This window comes from Pantoea sp. PNT03 (genome assembly GCF_014852515.1).
GTDB classification, from domain to species: Bacteria; Pseudomonadota; Gammaproteobacteria; order Enterobacterales; family Enterobacteriaceae; genus Pantoea; species Pantoea leporis.
On sequence record NZ_JACVBT010000001.1, the window covers coordinates 1,016,120 to 1,040,049 of the forward strand.

At 55.7% G+C, this 23,930-nt stretch carries 23 protein-coding genes; 11 read left to right on the forward strand and 12 right to left on the reverse strand.

The genetic code is table 11. The annotated features are described in order from the left end of the window. The first annotated feature begins 50 nt into the window (after window positions 1–50). The 3 genes from IB226_RS04785 to idnD are packed head-to-tail and all read left to right on the forward strand — an operon-like array spanning window position 51 to window position 3,768. Window positions 51–1,343: an MFS transporter gene (locus IB226_RS04785; RefSeq protein WP_192233855.1), complete on the forward strand. Its 1,293-nt coding sequence runs from the start codon at window positions 51–53 to the stop codon at window positions 1,341–1,343. A gap of 17 nt (window positions 1,344–1,360) precedes the next feature. Continuing rightward, complete coding sequence (locus tag IB226_RS04790) at window positions 1,361–2,716, forward strand: MFS transporter (RefSeq protein WP_192234513.1); 1,356 nt, start codon at window positions 1,361–1,363, stop codon at window positions 2,714–2,716. A gap of 11 nt (window positions 2,717–2,727) precedes the next feature. After that, entirely contained in the window at window positions 2,728–3,768 is a 1,041-nt protein-coding gene (gene idnD, locus IB226_RS04795; RefSeq protein ID WP_225608153.1) for an L-idonate 5-dehydrogenase, read from the forward strand. A 28-nt stretch (window positions 3,769–3,796) separates the two neighbouring features. Here idnD and IB226_RS04800 read toward each other — a convergent pair whose 3' ends face one another. The 8 genes from IB226_RS04800 to IB226_RS04835 form a co-directional block, all read right to left on the reverse strand. After that, window positions 3,797–4,228 carry a hypothetical protein gene (locus IB226_RS04800; RefSeq protein ID WP_110866155.1) on the reverse strand — a complete coding sequence of 144 codons (432 nt, stop codon included), beginning with the start codon at window positions 4,226–4,228 and terminating at the stop codon, window positions 3,797–3,799. A 94-nt stretch (window positions 4,229–4,322) separates the two neighbouring features. Next, window positions 4,323–4,532, reverse strand: coding sequence for a glycine zipper 2TM domain-containing protein (locus IB226_RS04805; RefSeq protein ID WP_061718879.1), 210 nt, complete (start codon window positions 4,530–4,532; stop codon window positions 4,323–4,325). A 202-nt stretch (window positions 4,533–4,734) separates the two neighbouring features. Beyond that, window positions 4,735–5,466 (reverse strand): YoaK family protein, encoded by a 732-nt coding sequence (locus IB226_RS04810; protein ID WP_192233857.1) that lies wholly within the window; start codon window positions 5,464–5,466, stop codon window positions 4,735–4,737. Between the two features lie 195 nt (window positions 5,467–5,661). After that, window positions 5,662–6,522 carry a DeoR/GlpR family DNA-binding transcription regulator gene (locus IB226_RS04815; RefSeq protein ID WP_101764389.1) on the reverse strand — a complete coding sequence of 287 codons (861 nt, stop codon included), beginning with the start codon at window positions 6,520–6,522 and terminating at the stop codon, window positions 5,662–5,664. A gap of 186 nt (window positions 6,523–6,708) precedes the next feature. Further along, window positions 6,709–7,656, reverse strand: coding sequence for a D-ribose ABC transporter substrate-binding protein (locus IB226_RS04820; RefSeq protein WP_101764388.1), 948 nt, complete (start codon window positions 7,654–7,656; stop codon window positions 6,709–6,711). Window positions 7,657–7,729: 73 nt separating this feature from the next. Next, window positions 7,730–8,785 (reverse strand): ABC transporter permease, encoded by a 1,056-nt coding sequence (locus IB226_RS04825; RefSeq protein ID WP_192233859.1) that lies wholly within the window; start codon window positions 8,783–8,785, stop codon window positions 7,730–7,732. A 22-nt stretch (window positions 8,786–8,807) separates the two neighbouring features. Continuing rightward, entirely contained in the window at window positions 8,808–10,346 is a 1,539-nt protein-coding gene (locus tag IB226_RS04830; RefSeq protein ID WP_192233861.1) for a sugar ABC transporter ATP-binding protein, read from the reverse strand. Then, window positions 10,343–10,996 carry a DUF2291 domain-containing protein gene (locus IB226_RS04835; protein WP_192233863.1) on the reverse strand — a complete coding sequence of 218 codons (654 nt, stop codon included), beginning with the start codon at window positions 10,994–10,996 and terminating at the stop codon, window positions 10,343–10,345. Before IB226_RS04835 ends, IB226_RS04830 begins: the two co-directional genes overlap by 4 nt. A gap of 423 nt (window positions 10,997–11,419) precedes the next feature. Here IB226_RS04835 and IB226_RS04840 point away from each other — a divergent pair, with 423 nt between their 5' ends. From IB226_RS04840 to IB226_RS04865, 6 genes are all read left to right on the forward strand, one after another. Then, entirely contained in the window at window positions 11,420–12,973 is a 1,554-nt protein-coding gene (locus IB226_RS04840; protein ID WP_192233865.1) for an FGGY-family carbohydrate kinase, read from the forward strand. A gap of 3 nt (window positions 12,974–12,976) precedes the next feature. Next, complete coding sequence (locus IB226_RS04845) at window positions 12,977–14,503, forward strand: glycerol-3-phosphate dehydrogenase (protein WP_192233867.1); 1,527 nt, start codon at window positions 12,977–12,979, stop codon at window positions 14,501–14,503. A 10-nt stretch (window positions 14,504–14,513) separates the two neighbouring features. Further along, window positions 14,514–15,452, forward strand: coding sequence for a sugar phosphate isomerase/epimerase (locus tag IB226_RS04850; RefSeq protein WP_192233868.1), 939 nt, complete (start codon window positions 14,514–14,516; stop codon window positions 15,450–15,452). Window positions 15,453–15,600: 148 nt separating this feature from the next. Then, a complete protein-coding gene (locus IB226_RS04855) occupies window positions 15,601–16,554 on the forward strand; it encodes a sugar-binding transcriptional regulator (RefSeq protein ID WP_192233870.1) in 954 nt (317 codons plus the stop codon). 165 nt (window positions 16,555–16,719) lie between these two features. After that, on the forward strand, window positions 16,720–17,067 hold the full coding sequence (locus IB226_RS04860; protein ID WP_192233872.1) for a helix-turn-helix domain-containing protein: 348 nt from the start codon (window positions 16,720–16,722) through the stop codon (window positions 17,065–17,067). Continuing rightward, entirely contained in the window at window positions 17,057–18,304 is a 1,248-nt protein-coding gene (locus tag IB226_RS04865; protein WP_192233875.1) for a type II toxin-antitoxin system HipA family toxin, read from the forward strand. The genes IB226_RS04860 and IB226_RS04865 overlap by 11 nt, the downstream gene beginning before the upstream one ends. 13 nt (window positions 18,305–18,317) lie before the next feature. Here the strand turns inward: IB226_RS04865 and IB226_RS04870 are convergent, their stop codons facing one another. The 4 genes from IB226_RS04870 to IB226_RS23385 all read right to left on the reverse strand — a co-directional run bounded on the left by IB226_RS04870 (window position 18,318) and on the right by IB226_RS23385 (window position 21,077). Further along, complete coding sequence (locus IB226_RS04870) at window positions 18,318–19,058, reverse strand: DNA-binding transcriptional regulator YciT (protein ID WP_192233877.1); 741 nt, start codon at window positions 19,056–19,058, stop codon at window positions 18,318–18,320. 42 nt (window positions 19,059–19,100) lie between these two features. Then, window positions 19,101–20,363 (reverse strand): DUF1479 domain-containing protein, encoded by a 1,263-nt coding sequence (locus tag IB226_RS04875; RefSeq protein WP_192233879.1) that lies wholly within the window; start codon window positions 20,361–20,363, stop codon window positions 19,101–19,103. Between the two features lie 178 nt (window positions 20,364–20,541). After that, entirely contained in the window at window positions 20,542–20,787 is a 246-nt protein-coding gene (locus tag IB226_RS23380) for a hypothetical protein (protein ID WP_370579185.1), read from the reverse strand. Between the two features lie 26 nt (window positions 20,788–20,813). Next, window positions 20,814–21,077: an AAA family ATPase gene (locus tag IB226_RS23385; RefSeq protein WP_370579186.1), complete on the reverse strand. Its 264-nt coding sequence runs from the start codon at window positions 21,075–21,077 to the stop codon at window positions 20,814–20,816. Window positions 21,078–21,343: 266 nt separating this feature from the next. Here IB226_RS23385 and IB226_RS04885 point away from each other — a divergent pair, with 266 nt between their 5' ends. Together IB226_RS04885 and IB226_RS04890 are read left to right on the forward strand one after the other, a co-directional pair. After that, complete coding sequence (locus IB226_RS04885; RefSeq protein WP_192233881.1) at window positions 21,344–23,098, forward strand: glycerol-3-phosphate dehydrogenase/oxidase; 1,755 nt, start codon at window positions 21,344–21,346, stop codon at window positions 23,096–23,098. Beyond that, a complete protein-coding gene (locus tag IB226_RS04890) occupies window positions 23,082–23,921 on the forward strand; it encodes a class I fructose-bisphosphate aldolase (protein ID WP_192233884.1) in 840 nt (279 codons plus the stop codon). The genes IB226_RS04885 and IB226_RS04890 overlap by 17 nt, the downstream gene beginning before the upstream one ends. Window positions 23,922–23,930: the final 9 nt, after the last annotated feature.

Below are 23,930 nucleotides of genomic sequence, written 5' to 3' on the forward strand. Positions count from 1 at the left end.
TGGGCACCAAGACTCAGCTGTATCCTACTCAAGCGACCTGAGGTCATAGCATGAACCAGAATATTGCAGGGATTTTACCGGCTAGTCGGTGGGGAAAACTCATCCCGATTGCCTTTATTACCTATAGCCTCGCCTACCTCGATCGTGCCAACTACGGTTTTGGTGCCGCCGCAGGTCTGGCTGAAGATCTCAATATCACGCCCGCCATTTCGGCATTACTTGGCGCACTGTTTTTCCTCGGTTATTTCTGTTTCCAGGTGCCGGGCGGCATTTACGCTGAAAAGCACTCGGCGAAGAAGCTGATTTTCTGGAGCCTGATCCTGTGGGGCGCATTGGCCACCGCCACCGGCATGGTGCACAGCGTGGCGTTGCTGGCGGTGATCCGCTTCCTGCTCGGCGTCGCAGAAAGTGTGGTGATGCCGGCGATGCTGATCTTCCTCAGCCACTGGTTCACGCGCGCGGAGCGTTCCAAAGCCAACACCTTTCTGTTCCTCGGCAATCCGATTACCGTGTTGTGGATGTCGATTCTCTCCGGCTATCTGGTGAACGCCTTTGGCTGGCGCGGCATGTTCATTATTGAAGGCGTGCCTGCCATCTTATGGGCGTTCATCTGGTGGAAAATTTATGCCGACCGACCGCGTGATGCCAAATGGCTGAACGAGGCCGAAAAGCGTGCGGTGGAAAACGCGCTGGCGGCAGAGCAGCAGTCGATCAAACCGGTTAAGAATTACCGTGAAGCTTTCCGCTCGCCTAAAGTGCTGGCGCTGGCGTTTATCCACTTCTTCTGGAATATCGGCATGTACGGTTTCATCATGTGGCTGCCTTCCATGCTGAAGAGCGCGTCCGGCATGGGTATTGTCGGGACCGGCTGGCTCTCAGCCGCGCCCTATCTGCTCGCCGTGCCGCTGATGCTGACCGCATCCTGGTTCTCCGATAAATACCAGCAGCGTAAAAACATCGTGCTGCTTTTCCTTGGGCTGGGCGCGGTGTGCTTCATTGCTTCCTTTACGCTCGGTGCGACGCACTTCTGGCTCTCATGGGTGCTGCTGGTGATCGCGGGCGGTGCGATGTACACGCCGTACGGGCCCTTCTTCGCTGCGATCCCTGAGATGCTGCCACGCAATGTTGTGGCGGGCGCGATGTCCTTCGTGGTCTGCTTCGGTGCGCTGGGATCCTTCGTCGGCGCGTGGATTGTGGGCTATCTCAATGGCCTGACCGGCAGCCCAGCGGCCTCTTATGTATTTATGGGCGGATCGCTGGTTGTGGCGGTATTACTCACCGCACTGACCACCTTTAGTAGCCTGAGCACGCCAACGGCACAAACCCGCTCTGCACACTCATAGAGAATGAAGTCATGACCATGAAACCCACGCGCACGCGTTTAAGCGTTTTATTCATGCTGTTTATTGTCACCGCTATCAACTATATGGATCGCGCTAACCTGGCGGTAGCCGGTTCCCATATTCAGGGCGAGTTTTTCTTATCCGCCACGCAGTTAGGTTTACTGTTTTCGATGTTTACCTGGTTTTATGCTCTGAGCCAGATTCCGGTCGGCTATCTGCTTGACCGTATTGGTTCGCGCTGGCTGTACGGCAGCGCGATTGTGCTGTGGAGCCTGTTTACCCTGCTAATGGGATTGGCGTCGCATCACTTTTTCACCACCGCCACCGCGTCATTTATGATGCTGTTGGTGTGCCGCGCGCTAATTGGCGTAGCAGAAGCGCCCTCTTTTCCCTCCAACACCAAAATCATCGCCACCTGGTTTCCCGACCATGAACGTGCGCGTGCAACGGCAACCTATTCCAGCGCGCAATACATTGGTCTGGCGCTGCTGACGCCGGTGCTGTCGTTTATCGTCTCTCAATGGGGTTGGGAGATGTCATTTTATCTCTCTGGCCTGGTGGGCATTGTGTTCGGCATTTACTGGCTGATTGTCTATCGCGACCCGCAGCACAGCAGCAAAGTGAATGATGCGGAACTCGATATCATCCGCAAAGGCGGCGGCCACGGTTCAGTGAATCAGCAAACCGGAAACGGCAAGGTTAACTGGCAGTCGGTAAAATACATTCTGCGCCAGCGCACCACCTGGGGTTTGTTTATCGCGCAGTTCGCGGCCTCATCGACGCTCTACTTTTTCCTGACCTGGTTTATTGTCTATCTGGAAAAAGGGCTGCATCTGTCGATCGATAAAGCGGGGATTGGCGCAATGTTCCCTTATCTGATGGCGATGGCTGGCGTGCTGTGCGGCGGAACGCTGAGTGATTTCCTGCTCAAGCGTGGCCGCAGCCGCACCTTTGCACGCAAGCTGCCGGTAATGCTGGGGATGTTGCTCACCTGTTCGATTGCGCTAGTGAATTTCTTCCAGGACAGCCCAGTAATTGCCATCGCTATTCTCTCTATCGCCTTCTTCGCCAACGCCTTCTCTAATCTCGGCTGGGTGGTGTGCAGCGATGTGATTCCGCGCCACTTAATCGGCACTATTGGCGGCTTTCTGAATATTTTTGGCAATCTCTCCGGCATTGTCAGCCCGATCATCATCGGCGTTATTTTGCAGCGCACTCACAACTTCCAATACGCGATGTGGTACATCGCTGCCGTCGCACTGATGGGCTTTTTGGCCTACCTGCTGCTGGTTGGCAAAATTGAAGTGATGACGCCGCCCGGCGAACAACCGGCTGAAAATAAGAAGAAATTTGAAACCCCTTCAAACGCATAGAGAGAAGCATAATGCAGCAGAAAACAGTGAACGCGGTGATCGTCAATGCCGCACATGATGTGCGCTGTGAGTCGCGGGAAATTGAGTGGAACGCGCAGCAAGTGTTAGTCAAAGTTGAGCGTGGCGGGATTTGTGGCTCGGATATTCACTATTTCCAGCATGGCCGCGCGGGCATGTCGGTACTGAAAGCGCCGATGATTTTAGGCCATGAATTTGTTGGCATCATCGAGCAAGTGCCAGAAAACAGCGACCTGAAGGTTGGCCAGCGCGTGGCGATCAATCCTTCCCAACCGTGCCAGCTGTGCGCGCTGTGTCAGGAAGGAAAACAGAATCTTTGTCGCTCAATGCGCTTTATGGGCAGCGCGCAGTTTTTCCCGCATGTTAACGGCGGATTTGCCCAATATGTGGCGGTTAATTCCGTGCAGTGCGTACCGTACAGCGATGGCGCAGATGCCAAAGTGATGGCCTTTGCCGAACCGCTGGCGGTGTGTATTCATGCGGTACGCCAGGCTGGCGATCTGACCGGCAAGCGCGTGCTGGTCACCGGCGCCGGACCGATCGGTTGTCTGGTCATCGCGGCGGCACTGGCTTCAGGTGCCACCGAAGTGGTGGCTACCGACATCAGCGAACGTTGTCGTCAGTTGGCGATCAATATGGGGGCCAGCGCGGCGCTGGATCCGCGTGACGAACAGCAAATTGAGCGCTGGGCAGAAAATGGCGGCAGTTTTGATGTCTGTTTTGAAGCTTCCGGCGCAGGCGCGGCGGTGGCTTCGCTGGTCGCCTTTACCCGTCCGGGCGGCATTATCGTGCAGCTTGGCATGGGCGCGGCAGAGGTAAACTATCCCATCGGGCCGTTGCTGGTCAAAGAGATACAGTTACGCGGATCCTTCCGCTTCACCAGCGAATTCACCACCGCAGTACGCTGGCTTGAGCAAGGCAAAATCAATCCGCTGCCGCTGCTTTCAGCCGAAATGCCCATGCAGGATGCTGCACTCGCGCTGGAGCTGGCAGCGGATAAAGAGCGAGCGGCTAAAGTCCAGCTGGTTTTCTGAAGGATAACCGGAGAGAAAGCCTCTCCGGTTATTTCCTGAAACGGACTAAATCCTTCAGGGTGGCGTGCTCGAATTCGGGTAATGCAGCAAAAATGCCATCACCTTGCATGTCATAAATTTGCTGAAAATAAAATTTTGCGCCATCAACTGCGCCCAGAGCATAGAGCGCACGCGCAAGCGTCATTCGGGAAAGTATTTGGTTTTGTTGCGCTTCCCAATCGAGGGCTTCTTTCGCCGCTTCAATTGCTTCTTGATAGCGCTGACACTGGATTAATATTGCGCCATAGCCGCTCATAATCCAGAAATAGATATCGTCATCTCGCAGATGCGCTTTGGCTAATTCAGCGGCTGCACCCCATGAACAGGCTGCAGCCTGATGCTCACCCAGCGAACCAAGTGAAATACCTCGATTCGCTAAATCGAAGGCTTTCTCATGCCAGTTTTTACGGTGGAACTCCATGTCATCACCTCTTTTTGCGGTAGGAACAGTATTGATATCCTATGCAGCATAAATGAGAGTGAAATAAAGTTCATAGTTACGTGAGAATATTGCCTTACCTGCTAACTTCGTGCCCGATTAAACCACCGATCGCCGCGCCACCCAATGTACCGAAGGTGCTACCACCGGTAAGTACCGCACCGCCTACCGCACCAACACCAGCACCAATCGCGGTATTTCTGCCACGATGCGACATGCCACACGCGGTAACAGAAAACATGACCAGTACGACAATAGCAATATTACAGCTGCGTTTTAAAAGCATACAAAGCCTCACTGCCATGAATAGATGGCATGCAAAAGTGTTTATTTGATTGTTGTTAAAATACCCAATCTGTTGTGACTGGCACTGCTCGTCGGCGTGAATTTAAGGTGTTTTATGATGAGACGGAAGGTAAAAATTCTTATTTGCGGCTGGCACTAGCGAGGCGGCGAAAAAGTCGCCGCCTTGCACACACTCCATCATTTCAGGAAGCCGCCCGCTTTACCCGTGCCACCGTTCTCACCATCGCCAATGTGGCAACAATCAGCAGTATGCCGCCGACCATCGACATGGCTTTAAAACCTAGATGTTTAAACATCATCAGGCCGACAATCCCGCCGATCAGGAAGGAAAATATCGTGGTCAGATGCGTCAACAGCTGACGTTTCTGGCCTGAGAACTGTTTTGACGGATCGCGGCGGAACAGCGCGGCTAATACCGATGCCAGCGAAATTCCGGCATCGGTTAACGTGCCGGTAATATGGGTGGAGCGCACGCGGCCATTGGATAACTGCGTAGAGGTTGAATTATGCACGCCCATCAGGAAGCCCAGAATGACAATAACTTCCCGGTTGTTGGCCGACGAATAAAAGAACATTTCAAACAGCGATAACGCTATTAAGGCCAGCCCTTCAACCCACAATATTTGGCAGAATATAATGCGATTGCCATTGGCTAATCCGCTGATCACCACCATTCTCGCCGTGACCGCACCACAAACAAAGGCAAACAGGATGGTGGCTAAAAAGGTGATATCACGGAAATTAACGTTCGATACTTCACTGGATAATTGAGAGGTATTACCTGACATATGCGAGGGGAAAAAGCCAAACGCCCCCAAGGCGATTGCATTGAGCACACCGGCGGCCGTGGCGAGCCACATTGCCAGATTCCTGTCCTCATCATGCGTTCGTGTGCGTTTAAGTTTAATCAGCATCAGATACCTCATTATTCTGAACCAGGGCCGAATAATAACCATAGAGCACTACGCAGCGTACATAACCAGGAAATCCCCGAATAAGACGCTGAGCAGATTAAAGAAAGTAAAAAAAATCAACGAAGCGGGATATATTTAAATTAATGTAAAGATTGGCACGTCATATAAAGGTCGCCATTTAGGATGCCCGCCTTTTCAGGAATTAACCGAATGATTTATTTTCATCGGGGCGACCACCACATTCACGCCTAAATCCTGCATACGCCGCAAAATAGGCACTGGCGTGCCCTGATTAACAATTACCACATCGAATTCACTCAGATGCGCAAAACGGTGCAGCGCCCGGCGTTCAAACTTGGTGTTATCCATCATCAGAATGCGCTTCTGCGCGGCATCAAACATCGCGCGTTTGGTCTCCACCGTTTCTGCGGATTGGTGGAACACTGCATCATCGATAATCGCTGACATGCTGACGAAAAACACGTCGGCGCGCAGGCTGGCAATTTCATCCCGCGTCATGCGGCCCATAAAAGCATTGCACCAGTGATAGAACTGTCCGCCGAGGCCCATCAAAGTGATATCGCGGCCATTGCGCAGCTCGTTCATGAGGGTCAGGGAGTTGGTGATCACCGTCAGCGGCGCGCGCGCCGAGAGCAGCCGCGCCATCTGCTGCACGGTGGTGGAATCATCGAGGAAAATCGCCTGTCCCGGTTCGAGGTAGGTCGCGGCGACATCGGCAATCGCCTGTTTCTCTTCCAGCTGACGCGTGGCGCGATAGATATCGCTGGATTCAACCAGACTAGTTGGCGTCGCGGACACCACGCCGCGTGATTTATGCAGCAGGCCGCGCTCAACCATTTCGTCGATATCACGATGGGCGGTCATCAAACTAATGCCGAAGCGATCGGTGATGTCTTCGATGCGAATCGCCCCTTCTGCCATCACCGCTTCGGCGATTAACTGGCGACGGGCCAGTTGACGCGCCTGGCGGCTATCGCTGGGTAAGGTTTCGGCCATAAATACGCCAAGTGAAGAGTCCTGCGGGTTATGCGCCATATTTCATCCGGGAAAGTGAAGCGAGAAGCGTTTTCGGCACTCATTACAGCGTTTAATACGGATTTTGGCAAATTGCGACTAACGTTACACTGCGTGATAAATCGCGCCGCTACGAATACGTGCGTTTCAAAGGTGGTTGTTATAAAAAACGCACATAGCGTAGTGGCGCAATTTATTGCGCAACTTTTACTGCTTCAGAACAAACGGTGAAGCAAAGTTACCGGCGTTCTCTTTAGTGATCAGGATGCAGTCAAACAGCTGCTTCTCCGAGGCCGCACCGGTCTTACCGGTTTTCAGGAAGCTATCCGCCTGCTCTACCGCTTTCTGCGCGAACTGCGCCACCGGCTGCATCACAGTGTAGGCCAGCGTACCGGCTTTCACAGCGTCAACCGCATCCGGTGAACCGTCAAAACCGCCGACTTTGATCTGATTCAGCTTGCCAGCTTCTTTCAACGCAGCGATCGCGCCCAGCGCCATTTCGTCGTTGCCGCTGATCACGCCTTTAATGTTGGGATTGGCTTGCAGCAGTGACTGCATTTTGTTGAAGCCTTGTGTGCGATCCCAGTTAGCCACTTCCTGACCGACTTTCTTCAGCGTGGGATATTGCGACAGCACCGTATCAAAACCGTTGGCGCGGGTAGCGGCGTTATTATCTGACGGCGGGCCGACCAGCTCGACATAGTTCGCACTATCGCCCACCTGCTTCACCCACTCCATTGCGCCAACCGCCGCGCCCTGCGCGTTGTTAGAAACCAACTGCGCTTTGGCGAGCCCGCTCTGGTTCAGTTCGGCATTGATGATAAATACCGGAATATTGGCGGCGATGGCCTTTTTCACCGAGCCGACCGAACCATCGGCGTTCGCCGGATCGAGAATAATCGCCTTCGATTTATTGGTGATCGCCGTATCAATCAGCTGACTTTCGGTATTGGTATCGCCTTTGTGCGCACTGACTTTGGCGCTGTAGCCCAGCTTTTCCGCCGCTTTCTGCGCTACCTGGCCTTCCGTTAGCCAGTAAGGGTTGGAAGGATCGTTAACGATGATGGTCATTAACCCGTTATCTGCCCAGGTGGGTGCAGCAAAAGTGGTGATAGCCATAGCCGCAGCCGCGATGAAGAGACGTTTAGTGAACATAGTTGGTGCTCCGTTATTATTTGGGGTACAGGTTTTACGGATATCCGCGCGCTGCTGAAACAGCGCGCGTGAGTTAGCGAGCGCGTCGTCCGTATTGCAAGGTGTTGAGCAATACCGCCAGCACGATCACGGCACCAGTGAACACCGTCTGCCAGTAAGCAGAGACGCCGATAATCACCAGGCCATCAGAGAGAAAACCAATCACGAACGCGCCAAGCAGCGTGCCGCGCACGTTGCCGCGTCCACCGGTCAGGGCCGCGCCACCAATCACCACTGCCGCAATCGCAGTCAGTTCATAAGTGGTACCAGCGGTTGGGCCGGCCGAGGTAAGCTGTGAGGAGAGCACCAGCCCGGCGAGTGCCGCGCAGACGCCAGACAACACATAGACGCTGATTTTGATGCGCTTCACTGGCACACCCGACAGATCGGCCGCACGTTCGTTACCACCCGACGCGTACAGCCAGCGACCAAACGCTGAGCGGCTAAGCAGGAAACCACACGCCAGCGCCACCACGCCCAGCACCAGCACGCCAACCGGGATATTGAAGAGGCGATTAAAACCGAGCCAGTCGAAACCGGTATTCCCCAGCGCTTCGCTGCCGGAGAGTTTGTTGTAGGTCAGACCATTAGTGATCAGCAGCGCAATGCCGCGCGCCACATACATGGTGCCGAGCGTGGCGACGAAGGCCGGAACGCGGAACCAGGCGATCAGCACGCCGTTGACTAATCCCACCAGCGCGCCCACCACCAGCGTCAAAATCGCCACCGCCCACACTGGCAGATAGAGCACCACGCCGAGCGCTTCCAGGCTGATGCCCTGCATCATAAATCCGGCCATCACTCCAGCGAGACCGAGCGTGGAGCCCACCGATAAATCAATGCCACCGTTGAGGATCACCAGCAGCATGCCGATCGCCGGCAAACCGAAGATCGCCACGTGCGACGCCATGGTGAGAAAGTTAGCGCCGGTAAAGTAGTTGGGCGACAACATGGAGAAGGTAGCGATAATCACCAGCAGCGCGATGAACGCGCGCCCTTCCAGCAGCAGGCGCGCCACATTCAGCTGCTTGTCGCTTTTTTTCTTGTTGGCCACCGGCGGCGTGTCCAGCGTTTGGGTTCTGTCAGTCATACCTTTTGCTCCACTTTTCATGTCATGCCACCAGAGACTCGCCTGAAGCGGCCATAATGCGTTCTTTACTGACGCTTGCGTCGAAGATGGCGGAGATGCGCCCTTTGCTCATCACCACAATGCGATGGGCAATACTCAGGCATTCGCCCACTTCCGAGGTGGTATACACCACCGCCAGCCCCTTTTTGGCGTTCTCCGCCAGCAGGCGAAACACTTCCGCTTTGGCGCCGATGTCGATGCCGCGGCTCGGCTCATCCAGCAGAATCACTTTGGGACGGGTGGCGAGCATTTTGCCGATCACCACTTTTTGCTGATTGCCGCCGGAGAGCGATCCAATCGCCGCATCGCCGCCAGCGGTTTTCACCGTCACGTTACGAATGCTGTCGTTGACCAGCTGTTTTTCCCGGCTTCTGGAGAGCACCAGTCCGCGTACAAAGTCGCCGATGCTGGCCAGCGACAGGTTTTCCCCCACCGACATGGTTTGTACCAGGCCATCGCGCTGCCGATCTTCCGGCACCAGCGCCAGCCCAATTTGAATGCGTTGTGAGATGGTTAGCGCGGAGATATCGGTGTCCTGCAGCAGAATGTGACCGCTGCTTTGCTGCAGACGTCCGGCGATGCACTCCAGCAGCTCGGTGCGCCCCGCGCCCATCAGCCCGTAAATGCAGACAATCTCCCCGGCTTGCACCGCCAGCGATAAGTTGTCCACCAGCCGAATGCCGGTTTTACTTTTCACCGTCAGATCTTTCACCGTCAGCGCCGGCAGCCCGAAGTCGTAGCCCTGCGGCGGCGATCCCAGATCAAAGTGATCGCCCACCATGTTGCGCACGATCCATTCGAGATCGATCTCACCGCGTTTGGCATAGGCGGTCATCACGCCATCGCGCAGCACCACCGCCCGATCGGTAATCTCCAGTGCCTCTTCCAGATGATGCGAGATATAGACAATCGCGACGCCCTGGCTGGTTAAATCACGGATCACCTGAAATAGCACCGCCACTTCCGCCGCGCTCAGAGCCGAGGTCGGTTCATCCATGATCAGAATCTGCGAATTCACCGACAGCGCGCGGGCAATCTCCACAATCTGCTGCTGTCCAAGACGCAGGTTTTCCACCGGCGTCAGCGGATCGATCTCCTCCTCCAGCGCCGCCATCAGGTGCGCCGTCACGCGCGCCTCTTCGGCATAATCAACGCCGCCCGGCTTCATGATTTCGCGCCCCATAAAGATGTTGTCGCGCACGTTCATATTCGGCGCGAGATTCAGCTCCTGATGGATAATCGAGATGCCACAGTCACGCGCTTCGGTGGCGGATCGAAAGGTCTTCTCCTCGCCGTGTAGCAAGATTTCCCCGGTTGTTGGCGTAATCACACCAGACAAAATTTTCATCAGCGTCGATTTACCCGCGCCGTTTTCACCAAACAGCGTGGTCACTTCGCCACGACGAATTTCGAAATTGACGCCCTTCAGCGCGTGCGTGGAGCCGTACACTTTGCTGACGTGGCGCGCTTGCAGGATCACTTCGCCTTTCAGCAAGGCGGGATTGAGGTTGAACGGTTTCATTTCACCTCCATGCTGACCGGCGTCACCATCCAGTTTTTCGCGTTGAGTAAGCGGAACACGCCAACCACCTGCACGGTTTTTCCCGGCAACGCATCACGATCCAGCTTGTCGAGCACCGCGCTTTTCATCGCACGATTGATGGCGGAACCGGCATTTTGATATTCGATTTGGTTCGTGAAATCACCGAACTGGATCTTGCCGTTAGCGTCACGCAGATCGGTACCAGTGATCGCTGGACCGGTTTGCAGCCGCACCTGCATATCACCTGCTAATCCATCGATTTTCATCGGGAAGATGCCCATCTGCCCGGCTTGCACCACGCCGGAGAACTTGACGGCAAAGACCGGCAGCGGTGCGCCAACGCCATATTTCTGCACCGCTTCCTGCTGATTAGTTTGCAGCGCATCGGCTAACGTTTTGGCGTCTACTGCGCGTGATGCCACATCCTGCTGGATGGTCGGGAAGGTTTTCTGGCCGTAACTCTCGGGCGAGAAGCCTTGCTCCTGCGCATCTTCGGCGGAGCCAATTTTTACCACCTTGGTGTCGAGCGCCATCGCCGCGATCAGCGCAATCACTACCACGCCCAAGGTGGCGTAACGCCGCACGCGCTTGCGGGAAATTTGCTGGGCCTGGATTGAGACATCGGACATAACGTGACCTCTCACTGATATCAGCTGCGATAATCGCGCCGATAATGTTATATATGTGATAACTTGTGTGATGAGAATTGTGCTGATGTGACTAAATTGTCAACAGGTGACGCGCAATTTTTTCAGGAGAGCGATCTGGATCGCTTAATTGATGTCGGCCCCATCACAAAGCGCAATAAACCCCGCCTTATCAGCCTGTTCGCCGTGTTATCTCATTTCAATCTGTAAGGTTTTGACGCCTAATTCGTGATCACAATCGCTATTTCAAGTGAAATTTATTGGTTTTATCGAAAAATAATACAGTCGATATGTTATCTAAGTGAGAAGTGGTGTAAGACATTATTTAGCAAATTCATCACAGCCCGTTAACACCTTTCGGTTTTGGCGGCGATGAATTGAACTCTTCTTCTTTCGGAGGTGTATGTGGACAGTGGCGATATCATTCTGGGTCTGGATTCCGGCACCTCGGTGGTTAAAGCGGTGGCGTTTGATCTGGAAGGCACGCAACTGGCATGCGCATCGGTGCGTAACCGTTATTACCGCAGCGAAGGCGGCGCAGCGCAGCAGTCAATGAGCCAAACCTGGCAGGATGCAGTCACGGCGATACGCAAACTGGGCGAGCGTGTCGACAACCTGGCCGCGCGGGTGGTTGCCGTGGCCGTCACCGCGCAAGGCGACGGCAGCTGGCTGGTGGGTGCCAATAATCAGCCGGTCGGCGATGCCTGGATCTGGCTGGATGCGCGTGCGGCACCAACGGTTGAAAAACTCAATCAGCACCCGTTAGCCGCCGCGCGCTTTCGCGCTACCGGCACCGGACTCAACACCTGTCAGCAGGGATCGCAGTTGGCGCACATGGATCACCTCTATCCCGAGCTGTTAGCTAACAGCGAAGTGGCGCTGCACTGCAAAGATTGGCTCTACCTCAATCTCACCGGCATCCGCGCCACCGACCCCTCTGAGGCCAGCTTTACCTTTGGCAACTTCCGCCACCAGCGCTATGACGATCAGGTGATTGCCGCGCTGGGGCTGGAACAGCATCGTCATCTGCTGCCGGAGATCATTGAAGGCACTGAAACCACGCATCCGTTGACAGCTGAGGCCGCGCAGGCCACCGGTTTACGGGCTGGCACGCCAATCTGCCTCGGTTATGTCGATATGGCGATGACCGCGCTTGGCGCAGGCGTGCACACTGGCGAAGCCAATACCGCCTGCTCGATTGTTGGCTCGACCGGCGTACATCTGCGCAGCGTCACCATTGATGAGGTGTGGCTGAATCCGGCACAAACCGGCTACGTGATCCCGCTGCCGTGGCCGGGCTATGTCACGCAGGTGCAAACCAATATGGCATCAACGCTCAATCTTGACTGGCTACTGAATCTCGCCAGCGATCTGCTTAATAGCTTTGGCTGTGAAATCGATCATGCCCGTTTGGTGGGCCATATCGATCGCTGGCTCAACGCGGCGAAGCCCGGCAGCCTGCTCTATCACCCGTATATCTCGATTGCCGGTGAGCGCGGGCCGTTTGTTAATGCCGAGGCGCGCGCCAGCTTTACCGGCCTGAGTTACACCCACAATTTTGGCGATCTGGTGCGGGCGATCATTGAAGGCATCGGTTTTGCAGCGCGCGATTGCTATCAGGCGATGGGCAGTTTGCCGGGAGAAATCCGTTTAACCGGCGGCGCGGTGCGTTCGCAGCCGTTACGCCAGATTTTATCTGCCTGCATTGGTGCGCCGGTGCGCATCAGCCAGCGCGACGAAGCCGGAGCGGCCGGTGCCGCGATGATGGCGGCGGTGGCGATTGGCGCGTATCCGTCGATGGAGAGCTGCGTCAAAACCTGGGTGATGCCGCTGCTGGATGCGCCCGAAGCGCCAGCGAGCGAACTGATGCAGCGCTATAACCAGCTGTTCCCCACCTATCAGCAGCTGCGTAACGATCTTCCTGCCGCCTGGCACGCGCTAAAACAGTTTAAGGAGTAAATCATGAGTGAACACATGCTGGATCTGTTTGTGATTGGCGGCGGTATCAACGGTGCCGGTATCGCGCGTGACGCTGCCGGTCGCGGATTGTCGGTGATGATGTGTGAGAAAGATGACCTCGCGCAGGGCACGTCATCGCGCTCCGGCAAGCTGGTGCACGGCGGGCTGCGTTATCTGGAGTATTACGAGTTTCGACTGGTGCGTGAGGCGCTGATCGAGCGCGAAGTGCTGCTCAACGCCGCACCGCATATCATCTGGCCGATGCGGTTTGTCTTGCCGCACAGCCCAACCGATCGCCCGGCGTGGCTGGTGCGCCTTGGCCTGTTTTTATATGACCACCTTGGCGGCCGTCAGAAACTGCCGGGCACGCGTTCGCTGGATTTACGCCGCGATCCTGAAGGTGCGCCGCTGCTGGACAGTTACAGTAAAGGATTCGAGTACTCCGATTGCTGGGTGGATGATGCGCGGCTGGTGACGCTGAATGCGCTGGATGCCGCCGAGCGCGGCGCCACCATTCTGCCGCGTACCCGCTGCGTAGCGGCGACACGTCATAACGGCAAGTGGGAAATCACCCTGCAGGATGCCAGCGGTACCTCACGCACCGTGTTTGCCAAAGTGCTGGTCAACGCCGCCGGACCGTGGGTGCTGGATATCGTTAATCAGGTCACGCACACCACAAGCAGTCGCAACGTGCGACTGGTCAAAGGCTCGCACATCATCGTGCCGAAGTTCTGGGAAGGTCAGCAGGCGTATCTGGTGCAGAACACCGACAAGCGGGTGATCTTTATCAACCCGTATGAAGGCGATAAAGCGCTGATCGGCACCACCGATATTCCGTGGCAAGGCAAAGCGGAAGCGGTCACCGCTGACGACAGCGAGCAGCAATACCTGATCGACGTGGTGAATCGCTACTTCAAGGTGAAACTGCGCGCCAGCGATGTGATCACGCGCTTCTCCGGCGTGCGTCCGCTGTTTGATGACGGCAAAGGCAATCCATCGGCAGTGACGCGTGATTACGTGTTTGACCTCGACGATCAACAAAACGCCCCGCTGCTGCATGTGTTTGGCGGCAAGATCACCACCTTCCGCAAGCTTGCTGAACATGCGATACAGAAACTGGCACCCTTCTTCCCCAACATGGGTGCGGACTGGACGCGGGGCGCCACCTTACCGGGCGGCGATATGCCACACGCCGATTTCGACAGTTTCTTAGAGCAGGTCAAAGCGCGCTGGCCGTGGCTACCGCAGGCGCTGCGTAAACACTATGCGCGGCTGTATGGCACGCGTATCGATAAGCTGATCGGTCATGCCAATGCGCTGGGCGATCTTGGCCGCCATTTTGGTGGGCAGCTGTACGAAGCCGAGGTGCGTTATCTGGTGGAAAACGAGTGGGCGCAGCAGGCCGAGGATGTGTTGTGGCGCCGCACCAAGCATAAGTTGCACCTTGATGACGCGCAGCAACAGGCTTTCACCCAGTGGTTCAACGCCACCTTTGCTGCTCCCGCGCCGCTGCGTGCGCATGCCGGATAAGAGGTGAATCATGCCGTTAACGCTGTCACTGAATACTAATCCGTTGGTGAACCGCTTTGCCGACCCGCAGGATTTGATTACCACCGTGGCGCAGCAGATCCGCATCCGTGATGTGCAGCTCACCCATGAATTTATCAATCCCGGCTGGCCTGCTGCGACCCTCACGCGCATGACGCGCAAGATGCAGCAGGCGCTGCGCGCCACCGGCGTGCGCGTGACCTCCGGCATGACCGGCCCCTATGGTCGCCTCAACCATTTTGGTCATCCTGATGTCGAAGTGCGCCGCTATTATGTTGACTGGTTTAAAACCTTCGCTGATATCACCGCCGAGCTGGGCGGCGACGCGGTGGGTTCGCAGTTCGCCATTTTTACCCAGCAGGATTTCAACGATGTTGCGCGCCGCGACGCACTGATCGACATCGCCATTGATTGCTGGGCCGACGTTGCCGAACACGCTAAAGCCGCCGGATTGAAATACCTGTTTTGGGAACCCATGAGCGTGGGCCGCGAGTTTGGCGAAACCATTCCGGCCTGTCTGGCGCTACAGCAGCGTTTGAGTGCTGCCCCAATGGCGCTGCCGATGTGGATGATGGCGGATATCGATCACGGCGATGTCACTTCCGCCGATCCGCGCGATTACGATCCTTATGCGTGGGCCGAAGCGGTGCCGCGCTACTCGCCGATTATCCATATTAAACAGAGCATGCTGGATAAAGGCGGACACAGACCTTTTACATTGCAGTACAATGCCGGCGGCCGCATTCAGCCGCAGCCGCTGCTGGACGCGCTGGCGCGCGGCGGAGCGAAGGATAATGAGATCTGCCTTGAGCTGAGCTTTAAAGAGCGCGAGCCAACCGATAGCAACGTGGTGGCGGAGATCGCCGAAAGCGTCGCCTTCTGGGCCGGGCATATTGATACCGGCGTGCAGGATCTGCATTTGGCGGAGTGAGGGGCGCGGTTTCCCCCTCACCCTAACCCTCTCCCGCAAGCGGGCGAGGGAACTGTCCGCGCACGCTGCTCGATCAGCCCCTTCTCCCACAGGTGGGAGAAGGTTGGGATGAGGGCTTAAGCGCACCATATAAACCAAAGGACAACCCATGAAACCGGCACCAACCTCGACTGAACGCGACGAATCTCTGGCGCTGCGCGCCGCCTGGCTGCACTACGTCGGCGGTTTAACGCAGGCGGAAGTGGCGAAACGACTCGGGCTGCCGTCGGTAAAAACGCACCGCATGATTGCGCGCATGGTGGCGGAAGGCGCAGTGAAGGTGTCGATTGATGGTGATATCGTCGCCTGCGTCGCGCTAGAAGATCGTCTGCGCGCGAAATTCGCGCTTAACTTCTGTCATGTCGCCCCCGATCTCGGCGAAGAAGGCTTGCCGGTGCGCGCGCTGGGTATGGCGGGCGCGGATTACCTGCGTAACCTGCTCACCGCGTCGCCTTCTACCACCTTGGGTCTGGGGCATGGCCGCACCCTTTCCGCCGCCATCCATCAATTGCCACGTATTGATGCGCCGCATATGCGCTTTGTCTCGCTGCTCGGCTGTTTAACCCGCAACTACGCGCTCAATCCTCACGACGTTATGCACCGCATCGCCGAGAAAACCGGTGCGCAGGCCTACATGATGCCCGTGCCTTTCTTTGCCAATACCCAGGAAGATCGCCAAGTGTTACTGGCGCAGCGCGGCGTGAGCGAGGTGTTTGCCATGGCGGCGCAGAGTGAAGTCAAACTGGTGGGAATTGGCACCGTGGAACCCGCGGCTCAGCTGGTTGAAGCCGGCATGATTGATGAAGCGGAGATCAATGATATCTCCTCATCCGGCGCGGTCGGCGAGCTGCTGGGCCACTTCTTCGATGCCAACGGACAGATGATTCACACCAACTTAACGGCCCGCACGTTGTCAGTGGATCTCGATCTCTCGCATCGCGCAGAGATTGTCGCCCTGGCGGGCGGCGCCAGTAAAGTCGCCGCGATTCGCGCAGTGCTGGCCAGCGGTCTGGTGACTGGTTTGATTACGGATGAGGTCACCGCGCAGGCATTAGTGGATTGAAGTATAATGATGAAATGTTCTCTGTGTAATACCAATAAGCGTAATTAGTACTACACAGTGAACATCTCTGACATGATGCGCCGTTGATAAAACCCTTCACACCAAGCTAAGATGTTCCATATATAGTACATATAACGTTTATTGGTACCCTGTATGGAACAAATTATGGCTTCTTTCACTTCACCCACCTCACGCTATGCTCAGGAAGCGATTGCCCTATTAGCTTCCTTGATTCGTGCTGAACGTATCGAGAAGCAAATTCCAGTATCCGAGTTAGCAGAAAGAGCCGGTATTTCGCGTGGGACTTTACATCGCATTGAGCAAGGCGACGTGAAATGTCAGATTGGCAGTTATTTCGAGATTGCGGCCATATTAGGCATTCCCCTGTTTGATGCAGAGGTGAGTTTGCCATCATTGGTCAGTCATCGAAATCGTGTTGAAGAAAAGCTCAAGCTGTTACCCAAACACACCAGTAAAAAAAAGAGTAGCAGGAAGGTGAAGGATGACTTCTGAAGCGCGTTTTAGAGACGCTTACGTATGGATATGGCTGCCTGGTGAAACATCACCAGTGGTGGCGGGCAGGCTTGAGGCTGAAGGCGATACGCTGCTTTTCAACTATGGTCGTAGTTATCTGCAGCGCGAAAACCGCATTCCGCTCAATCCCAATGAACTTCCTCTGCGGACTGGCGTTATTCCGCCGCTGAATGGGTTAAACATTGCGGGATGTATCCGTGACAGCGCACCTGATGCCTGGGGACGCCGGGTCATTATCAACCGTCGTATGGGACGGAAAGGCGCCAACGTCGATACCGGAATACTCGATGAGCTGACGTATCTCATTGAGTCCGGTTCAGATCGCATTGGTGCCCTGGATTTCCAGCACTCGGCGACGGAATACATTCCGCGCTCAACTGCAAATGTCACCCTTCCTGAATTACTGGAGTCGGCTGATCGGGTTGAAAAAGGCGTGCCGCTAACACCCGAACTGGATCAGGCGCTTTTTCATGGGACGTCGATCGGTGGCGCGCGGCCAAAAGCGCTGATCGAGGCCGAGGGAAAAAAATACATCGCGAAATTTTCTGCCAGTGCGGATATCTGGAACGTGGTGAAAGGCGAATTCCTGGCGATGCGGTTGGCGCAGTTGGCAGGATTGCATGTCGCTCCGGTGAAGTTAGTCAAAGCAGCTGGACGCGATGTGATTATGATTGAGCGCTTTGACCGCGAACATAAAGCCGATGGATGGACGCGAAAAGTGATGCTTTCGGCGCTGACCCTATTTGAACTCGACGATATGCTGGCGCGCTATGCCAGCTACGAAACACTCGCTGAAATTATTCGTCAACGTTTTGCCGCGCCCAAAGAGACTTTGCTGGAGCTGTATAAACGGCTTTGCTTCAATATTCTCTGCGGCAATACCGATGACCATGCCCGCAATCATGCCGCCTTTTGGGATGGTAAAAGCTTCAGTCTCACGCCTGCTTATGATATTTGCCCGCAAGGTCGTGCTGGCAATGAAGCCTCGCAGGCGATGCTGATTAGTGGCAACAATAATCTGAGTCGTATGAGCAGCTGCCTGGATGCCGCTCATCACTTTGCTTTGAGTCGCGCTGACGCGCATGCGCATTTCATGCTGATAAAAACGTCGATTGAAACCTATTGGCATCACGTTTGTGATGAAGCTGCATTGAGCCAGGTGGATCGTGAAAGTTTATGGCACAGGCAATTCATCAATCCTTTTTCACTTGAATAGCTGATCGCGTGAATCAGACCAAACTCACTTCAACGCCCTTCTCACGCAGCGTCTTTTGATAGCTCGACTCCAGTTCGGCATCGGTGATCAGTTGTTTAAACGGCTGAAGCGGTGCCAGCGCAAACGGATGAATCTGGCCAAACTTTGAGGAATCCGTCAGCGCGATGGTGTGTGTAGGTTTTTCCATGATGGCGTTGACCACGTCACAGCGCAGCATATCGCGACCGGTAAAGCCGGTGATCGCATCCCAGCCATCAATGCCGATAAACGCCTTGTGGAAATTGAGGTGCTGAATACACAGACGCGTTAGCGGCCCCACCACCGATTCACTGCTTTTCTGGAACAGGCCGCCAAGGATGATCACATCGCCGCCCTTTTCGCGCAGCAATCCGGCGATGTAATGGCTCACGGTAATGATGGTGATATCGTTGCGTTCACTCAGTTCACGCGCCAGCAAGGCGTTAGTACTGCCGCCTTCGATAAACACCGTTTCACCGCTGTTCACCAGCGACGCCGCGTACTCGGCCAGACGCTTTTTCACCGCGAAGCGGGTTTGCATACGCGCGCCAACATCATCACTTTCTGGCGCCACGGCGGAACCGTGCACGCGGCGCAGAAAGCCGCCTTTCTCCAGAAGATTGAGATCCTGACGCACCGTCACTTCTGAGACGCCGGTGGTGTGCGCCAGCTCATTTACGCTGACGCTGCCGCGCTCGCTGACCAATTGGATAATCTGCTGATGACGTGCGTTCATAACACCCGCTGCTGTGAAATTTTTGGCAAGCTTACCAGAAATTTAGCCCAATCCCAGACTGCGGCGACCATTGGCATTCAGCGCGTCGAGGGTGAAGCGATCGCGCCACTGCGTTTCATAATCCTCCTGCGGGAAATCGCCAGGCGACGCACCGCTGGCCAGCGCCTGCGCCACTTTTGTCGCGTATGCGGCATTTTTCTCACACAGCGGTGCGGCGGGAATGTACATCACATTGCCCCAGCCTTGCTGATCCTCTACCGGCGCGACCGAGTGGATCACATCACAATGCCACCAAACCGAATCGCCCGCCTGCAGCGCGGGAATCGAACACAAGCCCTCAATCAGTTCCGGATGCCACTGCGCTGAAACCGGCAGCACTTTGCCCGGCGCAACGCCGCAAAGCTCATCTTCCGGTACATCTTTCAACAACGGACGCAGTAACAAATAGGCCATCGCTTCCGGCACCGGCACCACATGCAGCAAGCCCTGACCAATCTGCATATCCGACAGCGCGGTCCAGCCCTGGAAGGTACGGAATACCGAGCACTTGGTGGTAGTCCCTGATTGATACTCATTCACTTCAGTGCGATGCGCCGCATCCCAGGGATCGTATTGATCAAACTGGTTGGTGAAAATTTTGCTGAACACCTGTTGATACGCCGGCAGTAACCAACGCTCCAATGCGCCTGAATCAGTGTGCGCGCCAAGACCTTTGGAGGTGGTGCCCGGCAAGCGGCGACGAATACGATCGGGATAAATGATGCTGACGTCAGGATCAAACCAGCGCGAGCCGCGCGACTCAAACGTCCACAAGCGATTGAGGAAAGATTGCGTCTGGGCCATTGCCTCGCTCTGGCGCGCGGACATCTGCGCATCGCTCCAGTAAATCGGATAGATTTCCGGACGTGACGCATCAAGATTGCCGAAGAAGTTATCGCCCGGCCCTTGGTAGACGTTGTCGAAATCGTTGTCATCGAGGTACTTAAGCATTGATTCATCCCAGGCCAGCGCCTGATCGCGCGGGAATGTCTGCTTCACTACCACACAACCGCGCCGACGAATATGATCCTTCACCTCATCGGTGATACGTCCCGCCGCAATATCCTGCTGACTCACCTGCGGCCACGCGCTGCCGTTTTGCGCCTCTTCCGCGCGAGCAGCGGCAATTTCGCTGACGATTTTGCTTCTGACTTGTTCAAACAGACCTTCGACATCGCCGATCTGCTCTCTTAACACCCTTTTCATCAGGCGAACGTTATGTTTGAAATCATCAGGTTGTTGCAATGAAGTGAAAGTATGATTCATGACATGCTCCGATTCGTTAACTTGCTCGTTTCATTCGAAACTAAAGTACGCTTCATTCATAACAAATGCGCAGCAATAAACAATAATGCAACCGCCGAATCCGGAGGTTGATCACATTAAGATCGAAGAATGGGTTTCAGGTGAAAGTGGCGGCGCGTTTTACGCCACCACTGAAAGATCAGGATTGTGACGTTTTAGGCAGCGCTTGTAGAATGGCATCCACGCACTGCTGCGCCGAGAGTAAGGCGCTATCAAGCTGCAAATGATCGCGCTCCCAGGCTTGATATTCGCGCTGTTCAACTGCCTGCCAATCCGGCAGTTTCAAACCTTTAATATCGGAAGCGCGATTTTCGACGCGAAAGCGATGTTTGTTATGATCGGAACAGATTACTTCGACTTCCAGCAGCGGCGCACCGCTCAACAAGGCGATATCGCGATAAGCGTTGCGGATCAGTTGCAGGTCGTTAACCGAGTCGGTAATAACGGTGGAACCGAGTCGGTAATAACGGTGGAACCGAGCAGCAAATTGTCGCGTGCCAATCCGTAGATAACGAAATATCCTTCCGGCCCGATCGCTTTCTCGCTCTCTTCACCCGATCGCAACGCCTGTTCGATAGTATCGACGCGTAAATACACCGCGCCGATCTGCTGCGCTAATAAGCGCGCAATGGTGCTTTTGCCGGTGCCGGGTAATCCACTAAACGAGATGAGCATCGATCATCTCCTTGAAATGAAATAAATATGAGTGAAGTTAACTTCACGCAATTCAAGTTGCCAGCCCTTAATCTCTTCTTTCCCGCTTCTCCTTCTGAAAGCGAGTAATGCCATCGCTTAACAGATTTGTCAGTTTCTCAGAAACGAGTTAAGTGACCGACCTCTCAACTCTCAATCCTTCCATTAACAATTCGTTCACCTTTCGTCCTCCAGCTCGGCTCCAGCGACTACGATCTCATCCTGGCGTACTGGAACTGGAGCATCTCATGGATAACATCAAAACCCGCGAACAACGCCTGAGCGCCCTGCGCCTGCGTTCATCGACACCGGTGTTGATTGTCGGCGGCGGCATCAACGGCATCAGTACGTTTCGCGAGCTGGCGCTGCAGGGCATTCCGGCGCTTCTGGTGGAAAAAGGCGACTGGTGCCAGGCCGCCAGCGGTGCGCTGTCGCGCATGATTCACGGCGGTTTGCGGTATCTGGAAACCGGTGAATTCACGCTGGTCAAAGAGTCGGTTACCGAGCGCGATCGCCTGCTGAAAAATGCGTCGCACTATGTTTTCCCCCTACGCACCACGGTGCCGATCGATAATCTCGCTGGCGGTTTAGTGAATGCCACGCGCCGTTTTCTACGCCTGAGCGATAAACCGACGCGGCGCGGGGCGTTGCTGATCAAAACCGGGCTTAGCCTGTATGACATTTACACCCGCCAATATGGATCGATGCCGAAGCATCAGGTGCGCAATGAAGCCGCCACGCGTGACCGCTGGCCGGGATTCGCGCCCTGGGTGAAATACAGCGCCAGCTATTACGATGCGTGGATCAGCGCGCCGGAACGGCTGGGATTTGAGTTGATTGATGATGCCGAAAAAGCCTGTCCAGAGGCGCTGGCGCTCAATTATCTGCAGCTGGTCAGCGCCGAGGGCGAAACGGTTATTTTGCAGGATGCGTTGAGCGGTGAGCGATTTAGCCTGCAACCGCATGTGCTGGTGAATGCCGGTGGTGCCTGGATCGATCAGCTCAACCAACGCATCTCTTCACGCAACGATCTGCCCAAGCTGATTGGCGGCACCAAAGGATCGCATCTGATCCTCGACCATCCCGAATTGCTGCAGATGCTGGATGGCGAAATGGTCTATTTCGAAAACCAGGAAGGCCGCGTCTGCATCATGTTTCCGTGGTTTGGCAAGGTGCTGGTGGGTTCCACCGATATCCGCGTGGACGATCCCGATGCAGTGGTGTGCGAAGAGGAGGAAAAGAGTTATATCCTGGAGTCACTGCGCTTCGTCTTCCCGCATATCGAGGTGGCGGATTCCGCCATCGTTTACACCTTCTGCGGCGTACGTCCGCTGCCCGCCAGCGAGGCCAAACTCAACGGCCAAATCTCGCGTAATCACTCGTTAGTGGTGTTGCCGGCTGACGCCAATCGCGCCTGGAGCACGCTCTGTTTAGTCGGCGGCAAATGGACCACTTTTCGCCAGTTTGGTGAAGAGGCGGCGGATCGCGTGCTGCGGCTGCTCGGCGAAAAACGGCAGGTCTCCAGCGGTGATGTGCCGATTGGCGGCGGACGTGATTTCCCCAAACCTTCAGGACAAACCGCGTGGCTGGCGCAACTGGCGCAGCGTTATGCCGTGCCGCTGCCGCGCGTAATGCAACTCGCCAAACGTTACGGCAGCCGCGCCCTGCCGCTGCTGGCGCTGATCCAGCAGCACGGCGAGCAAATGTTGCAGCATCACGCCGCCTACAGCGATGTCGAATTACGGTATCTGATTGAGCACGAGCAGGTTTGTCAGCTGGAGGATTTGCTGGTGCGCCGCACCTCGCTGGCGATTTGCGGTGAACTCACCGCGCCGCTGGTGCAGGAGATCGCGCAGATCATGGCCGCAACGCTCGGCTGGAGCGACAGCGAACGCGCGCAGCAGCTGCAGCGCGGCTGCGCCAATCTGGCACGGTTGCACGGGCTTACCGGCCTTTACCCCACGGTTTTTCAGGAGGAAACACGACATGTTAGTAACCAATAAAGTGCGCATGCAGCGTCTGTTTCAGCACGGTAAATGCCTGGATGTCGCCATTGATCACGGTATCGCCAACGAGCCCGATTTTCTCATCGGTCTGGAGAATATTGAGGGCGTGATGGATAACCTGATCGCCGCGCAGCCGGATGCGATTCAGGTCAACTACGGTCAGGCCGATCTGCTGCAGCGTGTGGCGGGACGCAAACCGGCGCTGGTGATGCGCACCGATGTGGGCAATGCCTACAACGCGGCGCGTCACCGGGAAATGTGGGCGGTGCTGCACAATCCGGATGAACCGATTCTTGCCGCGTTGCAGATGGACGCCGCCGCAGTGGTGGTGAACCTCTATCTGATCCCGGATGAACCGGGCATTTTCCGCATGTGCGTCGAAAATATTGGCCGCCTGCGTCAGGCCTGCGATCGCTACGCCATGCCGCTGATGATTGAGCCGCTGGTGATGGCCCCCGCCGGACAAGGCGCGGCTTACGGCTCACTCGGCGATGTCGAGAAAATTGTGCCGCTGGTGCGGCTGGCGCGTGAGTTAGGTGCCGATATCATCAAAGCCGATCCCACTGAGAACGTGGAAGATTTTCATCGCGTGGTGGAAGCGGCGCGCTGTCCCACGCTGGTGCGCGGCGGCGGCAAAGGTGAACTGGCTGGCGTGCTGACGAAAAGTGCTGCGCTGATGGCGCAAGGTGCTAGCGGTATGGTGTATGGCCGCAATGTTTATCAACACGATAATCCGTCACGCGTGGTGAACGCGCTGATGGCGATTATTCATCAGGGCGTCAGCGGCGCGGACGCCCTGGAAATCTATCAGCAGGGTTGAGCCTTACCT

Coding starts and splice junctions, on each gene's coding strand:
- IB226_RS04865 (WP_192233875.1), top strand. CDS start 17,057: ATGACTTCTGAAGCGCGTTTTAGAGACGCTTACGTATGGATATGGCTG.
- IB226_RS04790 (WP_192234513.1), top strand. CDS start 1,361: ATGAAACCCACGCGCACGCGTTTAAGCGTTTTATTCATGCTGTTTATT.
- IB226_RS04785 (WP_192233855.1), top strand. CDS start 51: ATGAACCAGAATATTGCAGGGATTTTACCGGCTAGTCGGTGGGGAAAA.
- IB226_RS04805 (WP_061718879.1), bottom strand. CDS start 4,532: ATGCTTTTAAAACGCAGCTGTAATATTGCTATTGTCGTACTGGTCATG.
- IB226_RS04835 (WP_192233863.1), bottom strand. CDS start 10,996: ATGTCCGATGTCTCAATCCAGGCCCAGCAAATTTCCCGCAAGCGCGTG.
- IB226_RS04855 (WP_192233870.1), top strand. CDS start 15,601: ATGAAACCGGCACCAACCTCGACTGAACGCGACGAATCTCTGGCGCTG.
- IB226_RS04875 (WP_192233879.1), bottom strand. CDS start 20,363: ATGAATCATACTTTCACTTCATTGCAACAACCTGATGATTTCAAACAT.
- IB226_RS04810 (WP_192233857.1), bottom strand. CDS start 5,466: ATGCTGATTAAACTTAAACGCACACGAACGCATGATGAGGACAGGAAT.
- IB226_RS04825 (WP_192233859.1), bottom strand. CDS start 8,785: ATGACTGACAGAACCCAAACGCTGGACACGCCGCCGGTGGCCAACAAG.
- IB226_RS04845 (WP_192233867.1), top strand. CDS start 12,977: ATGAGTGAACACATGCTGGATCTGTTTGTGATTGGCGGCGGTATCAAC.
- IB226_RS04870 (WP_192233877.1), bottom strand. CDS start 19,058: ATGAACGCACGTCATCAGCAGATTATCCAATTGGTCAGCGAGCGCGGC.
- IB226_RS04850 (WP_192233868.1), top strand. CDS start 14,514: ATGCCGTTAACGCTGTCACTGAATACTAATCCGTTGGTGAACCGCTTT.
- IB226_RS04800 (WP_110866155.1), bottom strand. CDS start 4,228: ATGGAGTTCCACCGTAAAAACTGGCATGAGAAAGCCTTCGATTTAGCG.
- IB226_RS04890 (WP_192233884.1), top strand. CDS start 23,082: ATGTTAGTAACCAATAAAGTGCGCATGCAGCGTCTGTTTCAGCACGGT.
- IB226_RS04860 (WP_192233872.1), top strand. CDS start 16,720: ATGGCTTCTTTCACTTCACCCACCTCACGCTATGCTCAGGAAGCGATT.
- IB226_RS04885 (WP_192233881.1), top strand. CDS start 21,344: ATGGATAACATCAAAACCCGCGAACAACGCCTGAGCGCCCTGCGCCTG.
- IB226_RS23385 (WP_370579186.1), bottom strand. CDS start 21,077: ATGCTCATCTCGTTTAGTGGATTACCCGGCACCGGCAAAAGCACCATT.
- idnD (WP_225608153.1), top strand. CDS start 2,728: ATGCAGCAGAAAACAGTGAACGCGGTGATCGTCAATGCCGCACATGAT.
- IB226_RS04830 (WP_192233861.1), bottom strand. CDS start 10,346: ATGAAACCGTTCAACCTCAATCCCGCCTTGCTGAAAGGCGAAGTGATC.
- IB226_RS04820 (WP_101764388.1), bottom strand. CDS start 7,656: ATGTTCACTAAACGTCTCTTCATCGCGGCTGCGGCTATGGCTATCACC.
- IB226_RS04815 (WP_101764389.1), bottom strand. CDS start 6,522: ATGGCGCATAACCCGCAGGACTCTTCACTTGGCGTATTTATGGCCGAA.